Raw genomic sequence first — 15,868 nt, 5'->3', positions numbered from 1 at the left:
AAGAAATCCTGCGCCTGCGGCGGCCGACGCACAAATAATGGACTACTGTCTAGAAAAGTTGCAGCGTTGCACCTCGGATGGGAGACACTATGGCGATCCGCGTCGCCCACGTCGGCACCGGGAATGTCGGCCGGTTAGCGCTGGCCCAACTCATCACCAACCCCCAGTTCGAGCTCACTGGGCTGTGCGTGTCCAACCCCGAGAAAGTGGGTCGCGACGCCGGACAGCTCTGCGGCGTCGGCTTGGACGCCCCGGTCGAGACGGGGATCACGGCGGTCAACGACCTTGACGCGGTGCTGGCCACCGGCCCCGAATGCATCGTCTACTGCGCCATGGGAGATACCCGCTTGCCCGAAGCGATGACCGACGTCATGCGGATCCTGGCCGCCGGCGTCAACGTCGTCGGGTCGTCACCCGGGCTGTTGCAGTACCCGTGGGGCGTCATGCCCGACAAGTACATCGACCGCGTTGAAGATGCCGCGCGCCAAGGCAATTCCAGCATCCTGATCACCGGCGTCGACCCGGGATTCATCAACGACCTCATCCCCTTCGCGCTCGCCGGGACCTGCCAGCGCATCGAGCAAGTGCGGTGCATGGAGATTGCCGACTACGCAACCTACGACGGGGCCGAGGTCATGCACTACATGGGATTCGGCAGGTCACTGGACGAAAAGCCGATGCTGTTGCAGCCCGGCGTGCTGAGCATCGCTTGGGGGACCGCGATCCGTCAGTTGGCGGCCGGACTGGGCGTGGAGGTCGACGAGATCAACGAGTCCGTTGAGCGCGCGCCGGCACCGGAAGATTTCGACATCGCCGTGGGTCGGGTCCCGCAGGGCACGCTGGCCGCGCTGCGATTCGAGATCCGCGGCATGGTCAACGGCCACCCGGCGATCGTCATCGAGCACATCACCCGGCTACGTCCTGACCTGCGACCCGACTGGCCGCAACCCGCGGCCGGCGGCGGCTCCTATCGCGTCGAGATCACCGGCGAGCCGTCGTATGCGGTGGACATCGTGCCGACCAGCCGCAAGGGCGACCACAACCACGCCGCGATCGTCGGCGCCGCGGGCCGCATCGTGAATTCGATTCCGGCGGTCGTCGCTGCGCCGCCCGGCATTCGGACCACCGTGGACCTCCCGCTGGTCACCGGGAAAGGGCTCTACGCGCCGAACGACTTGGTAACCACTTAACCGAAAGGAGCCCGGCTACATGGGACGGGTAGACGGCAAAGTTGCGCTGATCAGCGGCGGAGCCCGCGGCATGGGCGCCGAACACGCCCGCTTGCTGGTGGCCGAGGGTGCCAAGGTGGTGATCGGCGACATTCTGGACGACGAGGGCAAGGCGCTGGCCGCGGAAATCGGTGACGCCGCCCGCTACGTCCACCTCGACGTGACCCAACTCGACCAGTGGGAGGCAGCGGTCGCCACGGCGACCGGCGAATTCGGCAAGCTCAACGTGCTGGTCAACAATGCCGGGATCGTCGCGTTGGGGCCGCTGCGCAGCTTCAAGATGGACAAGTGGCAAAAGGTCATCGACGTCAACCTGACCGGAACCTTCCTCGGCATGCGGGTAGCCGTGGACCCGATGACCGAAGCCGGCGGCGGCTCCATCATCAACGTCTCCTCGATCGAGGGATTGCGCGGCGCCCCGGGCGTGCACCCGTACGTCGCGTCGAAGTGGGCGGTGCGGGGCATCACCAAGTCGGCGGCCCTGGAACTTGCGCCGCTGAACATCCGGGTCAACTCGCTGCACCCGGGCTTCATCCGCACCCCCATGACCGAACACCTGCCCGAGGACATGGTCACCATCCCGATGGGCCGCCCGGCTGAGTCTCGCGAAGTGTCCACCTTCGTCGTCTTCCTGGCCAGTGACGACGCCTCGTACGCCACCGGCAGCGAGTTCGTCATGGACGGCGGCCTGGTGACCGACGTACCGCACAAACAGATGTAACGCGGTGCTATAACCGCGCATATGCTGCGGAGTCTGACCAGGATGGTGGGCGCCAACCACGTCATCACCGACCCCGACGTATTGGCCGGACGCAGCGTCGACTACACCGGCCGATACCGCGGCCGCGCGAGGGCCCTGGTGCGCCCCGGGTCGGCCGAGGAAGTCGCCGAGGTTCTGCGGATGTGCCGCGATGCGGGGGCCCACGTCACCGTGCAAGGCGGCCGCACGTCCTTGGTAGCAGGCACGGTTCCCGAACACGACGACGTGCTGCTGTCCACCGAACGGCTACGCACGGTAGGCGAAGTCGACCCCGACGAGCGCCGCCTGCGGGCGGGTGCGGGTGCCACGTTGGCGGCGGTGCAGCAGGCCGCCGTCACCGCCGGCCTGACCTTCGGCGTCGACCTGGCGGCACGCGACACCGCGACCGTCGGGCATGGCGTCGACCAACGCCGGGGGGCTGCGCACGGTGCGCTACGGCAACATGGGCGAGCAAGTGGTCGGCCTCGAGGTCGCCCTGCCCGACGGCGCGGTGCTGCGTCGGCACAGCCAGGTGCGCCGGGACAACACCGGCTACGACCTGACCGGGCTCTTCGTCGGCGCCGAAGGCACCTTGGGGGTGATCACCGAGCTGGATCTGCGGTTGCATCCGGCTCCCTCGCATCGGGTCACCGCGGTATGCGGCTTCGATGATCTCGAGACGCTCGTGTCGGCCGGGCGGACGTTTCGCGACGTCGACGGCATCGCGGCGCTGGAGTTGATCGACGGCCGGGCCGCGGAACTGACCGGCGAGCGGCCCGTCGCGGGCGACTGGCTGCTGCTGGTCGAACTGGCCGCCGACCATGACCAGACCGAGCGGCTCGCCGATCTACTGGATAGCGTGCCACTGTGTGGTGAGCCTGCGGTAGGCGTGGATGGCGCTGCACAGCAACGACTTTGGCGGACGCGAGAGGCACTGGCTGAGGCGCTCGGCCGGTACGGGCCACCGCTGAAATTCGATGTCTCGCTGCCGCTGCCGTCGATCGCACGGTTCGCCGCTGCCGCGGCCGCGTTGGTGCACGAGCGGGTCGACGACGCGCTGCCGGTGTTGTTCGGCCACGTCGGTGAGGGGAACCTGCACCTCAACGTGCTGCGCGTTCCGCCGGAGCGAGAGCCTGCGCTGTACGCCCCGATGATGGAGCTGGTCGCCGACTGCGGCGGCAATGTCAGCTCCGAGCACGGCGTCGGTACCCGCAAGCGCGCCTACTTGACGATGTCTCGGGAGCCGGCCGACATCGCGGCGATGCGCACGCTCAAGGCGGCCCTGGATCCGACGGGATATCTGAACGCTGCAGTGTTGTTTGAGTCCTGACCGTGGCGCGCCCGGCTACTAGCCCCCGTTGCCCTTGATGCCGACGGCGTGGCGCAATTGGGCCAAGAATTGTTCGGCGTCGTCGCTGCGAACGACGTAGTGCGAGATGGCGATTCGGATCACCGTGGCTGCTTTGACGGCGGCGTTGGGTCCGGGCAGCAACCGTTGCAGCCCTTCGCGCATCTCCGGGATGGCACCCGACATCTGTGCGATGACATGTTCGGGCTCGATGTCGACCATGCGCACCCCTGAGTACGAGTACTGATATTCGACGATGAACCGCAGCGCGGCATCGAGGCGCTCGACACCCTTGAGCCCCGACGTCGCCTTGGCCAAGCCGCGTTCGAAGACCTGGCGCTCGTAGGTCGCGAACGCCGAGAGCAACTCCTCCTTCGACGCGAACCAGCGGTAAAGGGTGGGGCGCGAGACGCCGGCCTGGGCGGCGACCTCGGACAGGCTGAGTTTGGATTTGCCGCTGCGAGCCAGCACTTCGGCGGTGGCCGCCAGGATGCGCTGACGAGTCGAGGTGTCGGTCTCGTTGATGTCTGCCGTCTGCGCCGCCTGGCTCATGTGTGAAACCTTACGAAATTTCCCGTGTCTGTCACTGGGGCCGCCGGCGCACGAGCACGGATTGTTGTATCGCACCGACCGCGCCCTGCTCGTCGAACAGGGTGCCGACCGTCGTGCCGATGCCGTCGGGCCCGTAATTGGTTTCCGCGCGGATGCCGATCCAATCCCCGTCAGGTACACGAAATACGTGTACGGCCAGATCGGTGTTCAGGAATGTCCATTTGGTGATGTCGAGTCGGCTGCCGATGCCGTTGGCGCAGTCGGCCACCGCGAACAGTCGCTGTAGCTGGGTCATGGTCTCGCCGTTGACCAAGTCGACGGTCGGGTTGATCCAGGATTCGCCGGGCCCCGGGCTCAAGGGTTCGGTGAGCCAGCGCCAGTCCAGGCTGTGTACGTAATTGCGGTCGAAGTCTTTCTCCAGGTTGCGGCTGCGCGCCTCGGCCCGCGGGCGCGGCGGCGCTGTACCCGCGTGCACCAGCGATGCGGTGTCGAGGTACTGCAAGCGCCAGCCGCTGGCCCGCGCGACGGGGCGGGGTTCGCCGTCCGGGCCGATGCCCAGCATCTCCGCGCTGACCAGTTCGATCTGTTTGCCGCGCCGTTGCAGTTGCGGGCGCACCCACAGGTCTCCCTCGGCCGGAACCGGACCGAGCAGGTCGACGACCACTCTGCTCAGCCGGGTGTCGTCTCGGGCGTCACAACGCTCCAGCGCCCGCACCAACAAGGCCGATACCGGCGCGGCGTGCTGGATTGCCGCCGTCCAGGTGCTGCGCACCAGATCGGTCGCCCGGAACTTCTCGCCGAGCGCGTCGGCGTCGTCGAGCAGTTCGTAGTAGGCGTCGGTCATGGCCGACTCACGGCAGACCGGCGCCCGGGATATCGACGATCACGGCATCCAGGCGGGACAGTCGGGTGCCGCCGAGGCGCTGCGGGTTGGCGTCCGTGCTGGAGAGCAGGAACAAGGTGCGACGCTGCGGACCGCCGAGTGTGCAGGCGACGGCCACGCGCTCGCCCATGTCGATGCAGTCGGTGACGGTGCCGCCGGCGGTGATGCGCTGGAACTGGTGAGCCAGCGTCATGGCGGTCCAGACCCCGCCGTCGGCGTCGAGCGCGATGCCATCGGGTGGGCCGTCCAGACCGTCGGCGAAGACGCGGCGATCCCGTAGTGCGCCGTCGCGGCCGATGGTGAACGCGGTCAGCCGCCGCGCCATGGACTCCGCGACGAGCAAGGTCTGCCCGTCAGGGGTGATGACCAGACCGTTGGGAAAGTCGAGGTCTGCGGCGACGACGGTCGCGCTGTTGTCGGGGTCGACGCGAATGAGTACCCCGCCAGTGAACGCTTGGCAGCCGACGTAGGCGCGCCCGGCGCGGTCGATCACCATGTCGCTGAGGCTGGCCGGCGCCAGGTGCGAAAGGTCAGCGATCGGGACGACGGTGTCACCGTCGTAGCGCAAGATCAGCTGCTGCTCGGCAGACGCGATCAGCAGTGATCCATCGGCGCGGAAGCCCAGACCGGCCGGGTTGTGGCCCGGCAGGGGCAAGGTGGTGAGCGACCCCCGTAGGTCCGCGGTGTGGACGGCCTCGCCGAGCATGTCGGAGAACCACAGCAGGCCTTCGAACCAGCGCGGGCTTTCCCCGAAGCAGAAGCCGTCCGACAACGGTGTGGGTTCCAGCATGACTTTACAAATCATCGCCAAAGTGTCACGCACCCACGGTGGTGCTGTCAACGCGGGCCCGACGGTCCAGCCACCTTTACAAAGCAGGGCTAAAGTGTCACGCTGAGCCCTGAGCTGAGAGGTGAGCACATTGACCACAGATTCAGAACAGGCGCAGTGGTCGGTTGACGGTCTGCTCGAACTGTTCGAGGCACGCGCGGACGGGACCGACCGGTTCACCGCCGAGACGGGTATCGCCGGCCAGGACGAGCGGCAGGTAGTGGAAGGCACCCAGCTCGTAGCGCAAGCGATAACGGCTGTCGCGCAACGTTTTCCGGGTAAGTCGGTGCGCTCGGTGCAGGCGGTGTTCGTCCGTGCGGTCATGGTCGGTCCGCCGGTGGAACTGGTCGTCGACGTGGTACACGAAGGACGCTCGACCGCCTCCGCCATCGTGGCCGTGCAGCAGAACGGCCGGCGCTGCGTGAGCGTGACGGTGCTGACCGACGTGCCGACCGGGGACGTGATTCGCCACCACCTGCCGCGCCCCGACGTAGCGCCGCCCGCCGACGCCCACGTCTCGGAGATGCCGATGGTCGGCCGCGAGTTGCGACTCGTGGACGTGGTCGACGTCAACAGTCCCGATGAGGTCGGGCCGCCGGAGCTATACGCCTGGCTGCATTACGACCCGATACCCAGCCGGGACGATTTGGCCAAGGCGCTGGTCGCGTACTTCACCGGTCATCTCGGCATTTCGACCACCATGCGAGCACACGAGGGGATCGGCACCAGTCAGGCGCACCTGACGGTGTCGACGGCGCCCATGTCGATTTCCGTCGCCTTCCATGAGCCGGTGCGCTGGGACGGCTGGCTGCTTTACAGTCACGAAAGCACTCAAGTCGGCGCGGGTATGTCGTATGTGCGCGGCACGGTGCACACCGAGCAGGGCGAGTTGATCGCCTCCTTCGCGCAGGAGGCGCTGATCCGGCCGCTGCGCACCACGGACTCGACGATCGACTCCCGCGCGCGGTTCTGACCTCCCATGCGCTTCACCATCACTCACCCGATGCACAGCCATCCCTACAACCCGGAGCTGGTCAGCGGAGCCGGCATCGCGGCGGTGGCGGTGGCGGCCGAGAAGGCAGGATTTCACGGGTTCGGATTCACCGATCACCCGGCGCCGTCGCAGCGATGGCTGGATGCCGGCGGCCATGATGCGTTGGATCCTTTTGTGGCGCTGGGTTTCGCGGCGGCGTGCACCACAACGCTGCGGCTGATCCCCAACATCGTGGTGTTGCCGTATCGGAACCCGTTGGTGGTAGCCAAATCCGGGGCGACCTTGGACTTGTTGTCCGGTGGGCGTTTCACGCTGGCGGTCGGAGTCGGATATCTCAAGAAGGAATTCGCCGCCGTCGGTGTCGACTATGACGAGCGTGCGGAGTTGTTCGAGGAAGCGCTCGCCGTGATCCGGGCGGTGTGGACGTCGGACGACCTGTCCTTCGAAGGTCGGCATTTCACGGCGCGCGGCATCACTGCGCACCCGCGCCCCACGTCGGTGCCGCACCCGCCGATCTGGATTGGCGGCAACACCGCGGCCGCGCGCCAGCGCGTCGCCGAGCACGGCGACGGTTGGTGCCCGTTCCCCGCACCGGCGGGTCTGGCCCGCACGGCGGGTACCGCGGTCATCGACTCGGTGGACCGGTTGGTCGAGGGCATCGACGACTTGCGTCGGCGTTGTGATGCGGCCGGCAAGGATTGGTCGGCGGTCGACGTCGCGTTCACCAACTTCGAGGGCGGCAGTCCCGCCGGCGATGGCTTCAACGCCGATGCGTATCTCAGCGGACTGGAAAAGCTTGCCGCGCTCGGGGTTACGTGGCTGCAAGTGAGCCTGCCTGGGGACAGTGTGGCGCATGCGGTGGAAATCATTGAGCGGTTCTCCGCCACGGTCATCGATGTGATCTGAATGGACTTCGCCCGGGTCACGCTCTCCGCCGAAGACGAGGCCTTCCTGTCCGAAACGCGTGCCTTCGTCACCAAGCACGTCACCGACGAGGTGCGCCAGCGCAACCGTGAATTCGGCGAAAATTTCGATGAGAAGGTGCATTTGGCGTTGGGGGAGGCGGGATATCTGGCCTCGGATTGGCGGCTGGAATCCGAAGGCGGCTTCAGCGCCGTTCGTCGTCGCATCTTCAACCTCGAGATCGGCCGGGCGCACACGCCTTGGTATCACTGGGGGACCACGTCGGTGGTCGCCCGCTTGGTGCAGCAGTTCGCTAGCCCGGAGTTGTGCGACGCGGTCCTGCCGGGGGTGCTGTCCGGGCACATCCGGTTGTGCCTGGGTTACACCGAGCCAGAAGGCGGCTCCGATGTCGCCACCTGCAAGACCAGAGCGGTCCGCGACGGTGCGGGCTGGGTGATCAACGGGTCGAAGATGTTCACCTCGAACGCGCAGAACGCCAAGTACGTCTTCCTGCTCACCAACACCGACCAGCAAGCACCGAAACACAAGAACCTCACTATGTTCCTGGTGCCACTGGATACGCCCGGCATTGAAATACAAGGCATCCGGACGCTCGACGGAGACCGCACCAACATCGTCTACTACAGCGACGTGCGAGTCGACGACCGCTACCGAATCGGTGAAGTCAACGGCGGGTGGACGGTGATGCGGGCGGCGCTGGACGCCGAGCACGGTATGACCGACCCCGAAGACCATGGGCTGCAAGACGTTGCGGCGATGGCCGGTCACGGCATGCTGATGGCCGAAGCGGTGGACACCGTCGCCGCACTCGTGGTGGGCAGCGAGGACGAATCCGTGCGGCACCGGTTGGGACGCAGCTACGCCCGGATGGAAGCCGCACTGTCCACTCCGGGCATGTTCGGGCGGGTGGCGATCGGCCAGACGATGCGTGACATCTCCATCGACCTGATGGATGTCTTGGGTTCGGTGTCGGCATTACCCGCGGACGCCGACGGCGCCGTGGGGGACGGCGTCGTGGAAGCGATCTTCCGATTGTCGTTGCCGATGGGAATCTATGGCGGGACGCTCGAGGTCTTCCGCAACATGATCGCCCAGCATCACCTCGGGCTGGGGCGGCCCAGTTATGGAAGTTCGGCGAAGACCTGAACGCGGCTGGCGTCGAAGCTTAGAAAACTCTTGATCGCAACACTTTCCGGCAGTGGATCGTGGTAGCTCCAGGCGACGTCTTCGGTGTCGTCGGTGGACCAGTACGTCGCGGTGCCTTTGTAATTGCAGTAGCTCGAGGTGCTCGACGGCCGCAGCAGATCGGTGCGGACGTGTTTGGGATCTACGTAAAGCACCGGGGCAAGCGCCGTTTCGAAGACGATGACCGTGTCGTCGGTGTCGACCAACTCGGTGTCACCTACGGACACCCGCAGCCTGCGCGTGGTGGGGCGGCAGTCGACCCGGTGATAGGGGTTGGGTGGGTAGTGGACGAGCTGGCGTCCTTCTTCCAGCCAGGTGTCCACGGCTTGCCATGGGACATGAACGAATCCTGGGGCGTTCGGTTCCGGTTCACTGGGTAGGTCGGTGACAGCGTCGGCGGGGAAGGCGTAGCTGAGCGGTTGATTTCGGCGGTGCACCAGGAGCGCCTGTTCGGTGTCGATGACGCAGCGGCCGTTCCGGAACGCTTGTACCCGACGCGGGTGCGGTTCGATGTAGACGACGTCGGCGGGGATCGGCGGGGTGAACCAACCGGTGGGGTCGGCGCTGAGGGGACCGCGTCCGGCTACCAGGCTCATGATCTACAGCTCCTCCTCGCACGGCGGCAACGGTTTCCAGTCTCGCAGGAGTGGTCGGCACGCGATGTTGTCAGTAGCCGCAGTTACAATCGAAAACATGTTCGAATCGATGCGTACGTTCGGCCCGGAAGCATTGGTGGCCGTCATCGCGTCGACATATCAACACGAGTCGGTGTTGATGGCGCAGCGGATGGCGGCAGTGGCGGCTTTGTTACGGAGGCGCCTGGATGCCGCCGAACGCGCCGACGAGCACGGCGGCTATGCCGACATCGGGGCCTTCGAGCAGACCGCGGCCGAGGTGGCCGCGGTGATGAATCTGTCGCTGGCGGCAGCGAGCTATGTGGTGAGCGATGCGGAAGCGCTCGATACCCGATTGCCCAAGATCGGGGCGCTGCTGGCGCGAGGCGGTACCGATTGGCGCACAGTACGACTGATCATCGGAGGGACCGATCTGATCACTGACGCAAGGGTCATGGCGGCGGTCGATGAGTCGCTGGTCGCGCGGATCGCTTCCTGGCGTGGGTGGTCGAAGCGCCGCATCGTCAATGCGGTGGATGCCACGGTGCGTGTCATGGATCCGGACGCCGCGCGTGAGCGCCGGGAGACTGCGGATCAGGATCGCCATATCGCAATCACCGCCGCCGACGACGGGATGGCCGAAGTGTATGGGCGGGTCGCCGCGGTGGCGGCCACGGCGTTTGATCGGCGACTGTCGCAATTAGCCACCCAGGTGTGTGCTGCCGATCCGCGCACGCTGGATCAGCGTCGAGCCGATGCGCTGTCCGCCTTGGCCGAAGGCCGCGCTTTGGCGTGTACGTGCGGTCAGCCGGACTGCCCGGCCAAAGCAGGTGACTGCATCGAGTCAGGCGCAGTGCGGGTGGTGGTCAACGTGGTCGCAACCGACCAGACCGTGCTGGGCGACAGCGAGCGACCCGGTTACCTCGAGGGCTACGGAATCATCGATGCAGAGCAAGTGCGCCAGTTGGCGGCCACGGCGTCGCTGCATACGGTCAATCCGTTGACTAGTGCGGCCGAGGCGTTGCGGTATCAGCCTTCGGCGGCGCTGGAACGCGCGGTCCGGTGCCGGGACCTGACGTGTCGGTTCCCCGGGTGTAGCCGTCCGGCTGTCGTCTGCGACCTCGACCATACGGTGCCGTTCAACCACCAAGACCCGAATGCGGGCGGCGGCACGGTCTTCGAAAACATGAAGTGCTTGTGCCGGCTGCATCACCGGCTCAAGACCTTTGGTGGCTGGCGTGACGAACAGCTGATCGATGGCACCGTCATCTGGACGTCACCGATTGGGCGCACGTACCGCACGGTCCCAGCGGGGCTAGATCTCTTCCCGCAGGCGCGTCCCCCGGCCTGTGCGCCACCAGTGCCGGTCAAACGCAGCCGAGCCCAACGGCGCAGCACTCGCATCGCCGCCCAGCGCAGGCATAACCGTGAACAGCGGCCAATGAATGAAGCGCGCCGCTACCTGCAGCAGGCCCGCGAAGAAGAGATCGCCGCACGCCGCTTCCGTAATCACATGCGGGACATGCTCTTTGCGTTCATGGGCGGCCCCAGCACCAGTCCCTTCTGCAGCTGGGTCAACGACCCGCGCGAACCCGAAGAACTCCCGCCCGACTGGCGGCCCGCTGAACCCGCACCAGACCCCCCACCCGACGAACCTCCCTTTTGAGGCGGCTGATTAGGGTGCCACCATGCCGGGACCGTTAGAGGGCGTCAAAGTTGTCGAGCTCGGAGTGTGGGTGGCGGGGCCGGCTGCGGCCGCGATCATGGCCGACTGGGGTGCCGACGTCATCAAAATCGAACCGCCGACCGGTGACCCGGGCCGATTGTTCGGCCGCATGCTGGGTTGCGACTTGGGAGTCAACCCGCCCTTCGAGATGGACAACCGCTCCAAGCGCAGCATCGTGCTCGACCTCACCACCGACGACGGCCGCGACACGGCACTCGAATTACTCGCCGACGCAGACGTTTTCGTCACCAACGTACGGCCCGGGGCGTTGCGGCGCCTGGGCCTGGATTACGAATCGATAGCCGGGAATCATCCCCACCTGGTGTACGGACTGATCACCGGCTATGGCGAAACTGGTCCGGACGCCGACCGCGCCGCCTATGACGTCGCGGCGTTCTGGGCCCGCGCCGGTGTCGCCCACCTGCTCACCCGCCCGGGCGACACACCTCCATTTCAGCGCGGCGGTATGGGTGATCACTCGGCCGGCATGAGTCTGGCCGCCGCGGTATGCGCGGCCCTGCTGGCCCGCGCGCGCACCGGAGCGGGCCAACTCGTCAGCACGTCGCTCTACCGGCAAGGCGCCTACACGGTGAGCTTCGACCTCAACACCTATCTGCTCACTGGTCAGCCCGTTGCCATCGGGCAACGGGAGACGATGGGCAACCCGTGCATGAACAACTACGCCGCGAGCGACGGGCGGCGCTTCTGGATCGTGGGACTGGAAGTCGACCGGCATTGGCCCGCCTTGTGCCGCGCCGTCGAGCGACCCGACTGGTTGACCGACGTCCACTACGCCGACGCCCGCTCCCGGGCTCAGAACGCCGTCGGATTGATCGCGGAGTTGGACCGGATTTTCGCCACCAAGACGCTCGACGAGTGGGCCCAAGTCTTCGCCGCTGAGCCTGACTTCTTCTGGTCGCCGATCAACTCTCTGGAAGACGTAGTGGCCGACGAACAGTTCCATGCAGCGGGCGGCATCGTCGATGTCCCCGACGCGGACGCCAGCGTGCCGATGGTCGCAACACCTGCCGATTTCCACGGCACGCCGTGGACACCCCGCAGCGCTGCACCGAAACTCGGTGAGCACACCGAGGAAATCCTGGCCGGAATCGCCGCGCGCCGCGACCGTTGACCCAGCCGCCGAACCTTTACAAATCCGGACAAAAGTGTCACGCTAGCCGGAGAGCCGCCGCCCTTCGGGCGGACGCGGCGACAGCCTATGACGAGCGCGACAGCCACACTCAGCGCACCGGTCCTGGTGTGGCAGAGGAACGGATTGATGGTCACTTCGGTAAGCACTCGGACGCGTACTGCGCGCTCACCCCGTCCCGACGGCGAATGTCTGCGGTATCAGCTCGACGTCGTGGCCACCAACGCCATCGACGTCGTGCGATCGGCCGGAGGTTGGCTCTATGACCGGGCGATGGCGGGCTGGGAAGTGGCCGTGCTGTTGCCGCACGGCTGCGACACCCGGCCGCTGCGCATCCTCGGCCTGCAACCGGTGGAGATGGAGTCACGGCTGGGCGCCTCGAGCCACAGTCTGGCCGTGGGCGTCGAGGCGTTCTCCGCCCACAATTGTGTTCGGGACCGGGTTCGCAAGGCGTTGGATCACCGGCTCACCGAAGTTGCCCTATGGGGTGAGGGGTGGCCGCTCGGGGTCGACCGGGGACTTACCAGAGCACAACACGTGCTCAGCGCGGCCGCCCGCGCGTTCAAACTGCAGGCGCTGACCGCAGCCGGAATCGATTGCGCCAGCCTTGATCTGACCGAGACCCTGCTCACCGACGCGGCGTGGCAGGGCTAGCCGACCGACTCAGAACGTGATGAGCTGGCGCACCGCTGTGCCGTCGGCCAGGTGATCCATGGCCGCGTTGATGTCGTCCAGCCGGATCTGCGAGGACACCAACGCCTCGACCGGTAGCCGCCCCGACTGCCATAACTCGACGAACCGCGGGATGTCGCGGCTGGGTACCGCCGATCCCAGGTAGCTGCCGATCAACGAACGCCCCTCGGCGACGAACCCCAACGGCGACACACTGATTCGCGCACTGGGCGGCGGCAGCCCGACCGTGATGGTGCGCCCGCCGGGCGCGGTCAATCCGATCGACGTCTCCAGCGCGGCCGGATGCCCGACCGCTTCGATGACCACGGCGGCCTTGACCCCGGCGTCGGCGGCCTGCTGCGGGGTGTACGTCTCGTGGGCGCCGAGCGCTTCGGCGGCCGAAAGCTTCGCCGGCAACTGGTCGACGCCGATCACCCGCACATTTTCATACGTCAGCGCGGTGATCACCGCCGCCATACCGACTCCGCCAAGCCCGACGACGGCCACGCTTTGACCCGGCCGTGGAGTGCCCACATTGAGGACCGCGCCGCCGCCGGTCAGCACCGCACATCCCAACAGTGCGGCGACCTGCGGCGGCACGTCCTTAGGTACCGGCACCACACTGGCCCGGTTCACCACCGCGTGCGTCGCAAAGCCGGACACGCCCAGATGGTGGAACACCGGATGGCCGCCGCGGTCCAGTCGAATGCCGCCGCCCAGCAGCGTTCCGGCGGTGTTGGCCGCACTGCCCGGCTCGCACGGCGTCAGGCCTTCGGTCGCGCAGGCCACGCAGTGACCGCAGCGCGGCAAAAACACCAACACCACCCGCTGGCCGACCGCGACATCGGACACGTCGGGGCCGACCGCCTCGATGACCCCGGCGGCCTCGTGCCCCAGCAGCATCGGGACCGGCCGCACCCGGTTGCCGTTGACCACCGACAGATCGGAGTGACAGACGCCGGCCGCCTCGATACGAACCAGGACCTCGTCGCGCTGCGGGCCGTCCAGGTCGAGCTCACCGACGCTGATCGGCCTCGATTGCGAATACGGCCGAGGCGAGCCAATCCGGTCCAGCACCGCGCCCCGAATGTGAATCATGTTGGAATACAACCATGGCTGAGGTGTCTGAAATCCCGTCGGTGCCACCCGCACCCGACAAGCTCACCAGCACCGATTTCCCGGTGCTCTGGCCGGTGCTGACCCGCTGGGCCGACAACGACATGTTCGGCCACCTCAACAACGCCGTCTATTACCAGCTGTTCGACACCGCGATCAACGCCTGGATCAACGTCACCACCGGCACCGACCCGTTGACCATCCCGGCGCTGGGCATCGTGGCCGAATCGGGTTGCCGATACTTCTCCGAACTGCGCTTCCCGGAAAGCCTGGAGGTAGGGCTGGCAGTCACCCGGCTGGGACGCAGCAGCGTCACCTATCGGCTCGGGGTCTTCCAGACCGGCCCGCAGGCCGACCGACCGATCACCGCGCTGGGACACTGGGTGCACGTCTACGTCGATCGGACCACCCGCAAAGCGGTGCCGATCCCCGAGGAGATCCGCGCACTGTTGTCGACGGCGTGCGTGAAATAAGGTCCGCCGCAGCCGATTCAGTATGCTGCGCCAATGGCAGTTATGAGCAAGACCGTCGAGGTCGCCGCGGACGCCGAGTCCATCATGGGCATCGTCGCCGACATCGAGCGCTACCCGGAGTGGAACGAGGGAGTCAAAGGCGCCTGGGTGCTCGCCCGCTACGACGACGGCCGTCCCAGTCAGGTGCGACTGGACACCTCTATTAACGGCCTCGAAGGCATCTATATCCACGCGGTGTACTACCCGGGGGAAAACCAGATCCAGACCGTCATGCAGCAAGGCGACCTGTTCGCCAAACAGGAGCAACTGTTCAGTGTGGTGGCGACCGGTGCCAGCAGCCTGCTGACCGTGGACATCGACGTCGAGCCGAGCATGCCGGTGCCCGCGCCGATGGTGAAGATGATGCTCAACAACGTGCTCGACGCCCTGGCCGCGAACGTCAAACAGCGCGCCGAGCAGCTGGCTTAACTGAAGATCCCCGTCTTATCCAGCGCCTCGGTCAACCGGCGAGCCGCGTCGGTGAACTGCCAAACGGTGTGCTCGATCACCGCCGCGGTGTCGCGTCGCCGCAACGCCTCGATCAACTGCCGATGGTTGTCGACGGCGGCCACCCCCCACCCGGGGTCGGCGGCGTACATCTGGGCGGGCATGTAACGCGCGGCATTGAACAGGAACCACGCCAATTTGATCCGCCCGCTGGCCTGGTTGAACACCCGATGGAAGGCGAACTCGAGCGAGGCGATGGTCTCGGTGTCGCCGACGGCGACGGCCGACTCCAACCCATCGTTGATGCGGTCGAGTTCTGCGAGCTCGACATCGGAGATGCGTGCAGTGGCCGCGGCCGCCAACTCGCGGGCGATGGTCGCCTGCAACCAGAAGATGTCTTCGATGTCCTGACGAGTCAGCGGCAACACCACGTGGCCACGGTGCGGTTCCAGCTGCACCATCCCCTCGCCGCGCAGCTTCAGCAGCGCCTCGCGCACCGGCGTGATGCTCACCCCAAGCTGAGCCGCCGTCTCGTCCAAGCGGATGAAGGTGCCCGGCCGCAATGTGCCGGACATGATGGCTGCGCGGAGGTGGCCGGCGACTTCGTCAGACAGTTGCGCGCGGCGTAGCGGCCGGCTGCGCTGCTTAGCCGACAGAGGTGCGTTCACGGGGCCTGCCAGGACTTTCTCGTGTAGTCGGAGTTTGTTACAGGTCTGGACTGAGCTGGTAACGAAGTCTTGTCACAGGGCCACCCAGGCCATTAATGTGACCCGGGCAACACTATGTTTTATCAAATATCAATCTGGCGCAAGCGGTGCGTATGTGAAAGGAAGGCATAGTTGACCGCGCAACTGGCCAGTCAGCCGACTCACTCGGCGGCTCAAGGCACCGGCCAGCGCCCCCACCCGGCGTCGCAGGTCGGCCCAGGTTTCCGTAGTGCCCAGAAAC

Annotated in this window: 17 protein-coding genes and 2 pseudogenes; 12 read left to right on the top strand and 7 right to left on the bottom strand. The window is 66.4% G+C overall.

Features of this window, described 5'->3' with window-relative positions; all coding sequences use genetic code 11:
• Positions 1-89: 89 nt before the first annotated feature.
• From A9W95_RS24100 to A9W95_RS24090, 4 genes and pseudogenes are all read left to right on the top strand, one after another.
• Entirely contained in the window at positions 90-1,190 is a 1,101-nt protein-coding gene (locus A9W95_RS24100) for a diacylglycerol kinase (RefSeq protein WP_067418656.1), read from the top strand.
• A 19-nt stretch (positions 1,191-1,209) separates the two neighbouring features.
• Positions 1,210-1,950: a glucose 1-dehydrogenase gene (locus A9W95_RS24095; RefSeq protein WP_067418654.1), complete on the top strand. Its 741-nt coding sequence runs from the start codon at positions 1,210-1,212 to the stop codon at positions 1,948-1,950.
• 21 nt (positions 1,951-1,971) lie between these two features.
• A pseudogene (locus A9W95_RS28495) lies at positions 1,972-2,428 on the top strand (FAD-binding oxidoreductase); the annotation flags it as partial.
• A 3-nt stretch (positions 2,429-2,431) separates the two neighbouring features.
• Positions 2,432-3,298 (top strand): FAD-binding oxidoreductase, encoded by an 867-nt coding sequence (locus A9W95_RS24090; RefSeq protein WP_371328113.1) that lies wholly within the window; start codon positions 2,432-2,434, stop codon positions 3,296-3,298.
• 18 nt (positions 3,299-3,316) lie between these two features.
• Here the strand turns inward: A9W95_RS24090 and A9W95_RS24085 are convergent, their stop codons facing one another.
• From A9W95_RS24085 to A9W95_RS24075, 3 genes are read right to left on the bottom strand one after another with little or no spacing between them, the layout of a single operon-like run.
• A complete protein-coding gene (locus tag A9W95_RS24085) occupies positions 3,317-3,868 on the bottom strand; it encodes a TetR/AcrR family transcriptional regulator (protein WP_067418652.1) in 552 nt (183 codons plus the stop codon).
• A gap of 31 nt (positions 3,869-3,899) precedes the next feature.
• Positions 3,900-4,712 (bottom strand): thioesterase family protein, encoded by an 813-nt coding sequence (locus A9W95_RS24080; protein WP_067418651.1) that lies wholly within the window; start codon positions 4,710-4,712, stop codon positions 3,900-3,902.
• 7 nt (positions 4,713-4,719) lie between these two features.
• Entirely contained in the window at positions 4,720-5,538 is an 819-nt protein-coding gene (locus A9W95_RS24075) for an SMP-30/gluconolactonase/LRE family protein (RefSeq protein ID WP_067418698.1), read from the bottom strand.
• Between the two features lie 124 nt (positions 5,539-5,662).
• Between A9W95_RS24075 and A9W95_RS24070 the strand changes: the two genes are divergently transcribed.
• From A9W95_RS24070 to A9W95_RS24060, 3 genes are read left to right on the top strand one after another with little or no spacing between them, the layout of a single operon-like run.
• Positions 5,663-6,553, top strand: coding sequence for an acyl-CoA thioesterase II (locus tag A9W95_RS24070; RefSeq protein ID WP_082983302.1), 891 nt, complete (start codon positions 5,663-5,665; stop codon positions 6,551-6,553).
• 6 nt (positions 6,554-6,559) lie between these two features.
• The gene (locus A9W95_RS24065) at positions 6,560-7,480 is read left to right on the top strand and encodes an LLM class F420-dependent oxidoreductase (protein ID WP_067418649.1); all 921 of its coding nucleotides are present in this window, start codon (positions 6,560-6,562) and stop codon (positions 7,478-7,480) included.
• On the top strand, positions 7,481-8,644 hold the full coding sequence (locus tag A9W95_RS24060) for an acyl-CoA dehydrogenase family protein (protein ID WP_067418648.1): 1,164 nt from the start codon (positions 7,481-7,483) through the stop codon (positions 8,642-8,644).
• Here the strand turns inward: A9W95_RS24060 and A9W95_RS24055 are convergent.
• Positions 8,620-9,279, bottom strand: coding sequence for a DUF427 domain-containing protein (locus tag A9W95_RS24055; protein ID WP_067418646.1), 660 nt, complete (start codon positions 9,277-9,279; stop codon positions 8,620-8,622). The two genes, A9W95_RS24060 and A9W95_RS24055, sit on opposite strands and share 25 nt — an antisense overlap.
• A 97-nt stretch (positions 9,280-9,376) precedes the next feature.
• Between A9W95_RS24055 and A9W95_RS24050 the strand changes: the two genes are divergently transcribed.
• The 3 genes from A9W95_RS24050 to A9W95_RS24040 all read left to right on the top strand — a co-directional run bounded on the left by A9W95_RS24050 (position 9,377) and on the right by A9W95_RS24040 (position 12,827).
• Positions 9,377-10,963 (top strand): HNH endonuclease signature motif containing protein, encoded by a 1,587-nt coding sequence (locus tag A9W95_RS24050; RefSeq protein WP_067418644.1) that lies wholly within the window; start codon positions 9,377-9,379, stop codon positions 10,961-10,963.
• Between the two features lie 22 nt (positions 10,964-10,985).
• The gene (locus tag A9W95_RS24045) at positions 10,986-12,155 is read left to right on the top strand and encodes a CaiB/BaiF CoA-transferase family protein (protein WP_067418643.1); all 1,170 of its coding nucleotides are present in this window, start codon (positions 10,986-10,988) and stop codon (positions 12,153-12,155) included.
• 147 nt (positions 12,156-12,302) lie between these two features.
• Positions 12,303-12,827 (top strand): hypothetical protein, encoded by a 525-nt coding sequence (locus A9W95_RS24040; protein ID WP_067418641.1) that lies wholly within the window; start codon positions 12,303-12,305, stop codon positions 12,825-12,827.
• 9 nt (positions 12,828-12,836) lie between these two features.
• Here A9W95_RS24040 and A9W95_RS24035 read toward each other — a convergent pair whose 3' ends face one another.
• Complete coding sequence (locus A9W95_RS24035) at positions 12,837-13,943, bottom strand: alcohol dehydrogenase catalytic domain-containing protein (protein WP_067418694.1); 1,107 nt, start codon at positions 13,941-13,943, stop codon at positions 12,837-12,839.
• Between the two features lie 14 nt (positions 13,944-13,957).
• Between A9W95_RS24035 and A9W95_RS24030 the strand changes: the two genes are divergently transcribed.
• Positions 13,958-14,434 (top strand): thioesterase family protein, encoded by a 477-nt coding sequence (locus A9W95_RS24030; protein WP_067418639.1) that lies wholly within the window; start codon positions 13,958-13,960, stop codon positions 14,432-14,434.
• Between the two features lie 33 nt (positions 14,435-14,467).
• The gene (locus tag A9W95_RS24025; protein ID WP_067418637.1) at positions 14,468-14,902 is read left to right on the top strand and encodes an SRPBCC family protein; all 435 of its coding nucleotides are present in this window, start codon (positions 14,468-14,470) and stop codon (positions 14,900-14,902) included.
• Here A9W95_RS24025 and A9W95_RS24020 read toward each other — a convergent pair.
• Positions 14,899-15,588, bottom strand: coding sequence for a GntR family transcriptional regulator (locus A9W95_RS24020; RefSeq protein WP_067418636.1), 690 nt, complete (start codon positions 15,586-15,588; stop codon positions 14,899-14,901). The two genes, A9W95_RS24025 and A9W95_RS24020, sit on opposite strands and share 4 nt — an antisense overlap.
• A gap of 204 nt (positions 15,589-15,792) precedes the next feature.
• Positions 15,793-15,868, bottom strand: a pseudogene (locus A9W95_RS28490) (hypothetical protein); the annotation flags it as partial.

The sequence above is a fragment of the Mycobacterium sp. 1423905.2 genome (assembly GCF_001673155.1).
Taxonomy (GTDB): Bacteria; Actinomycetota; Actinomycetes; order Mycobacteriales; family Mycobacteriaceae; genus Mycobacterium.
This window is presented reverse-complemented; position numbering and strand designations above follow the sequence as displayed.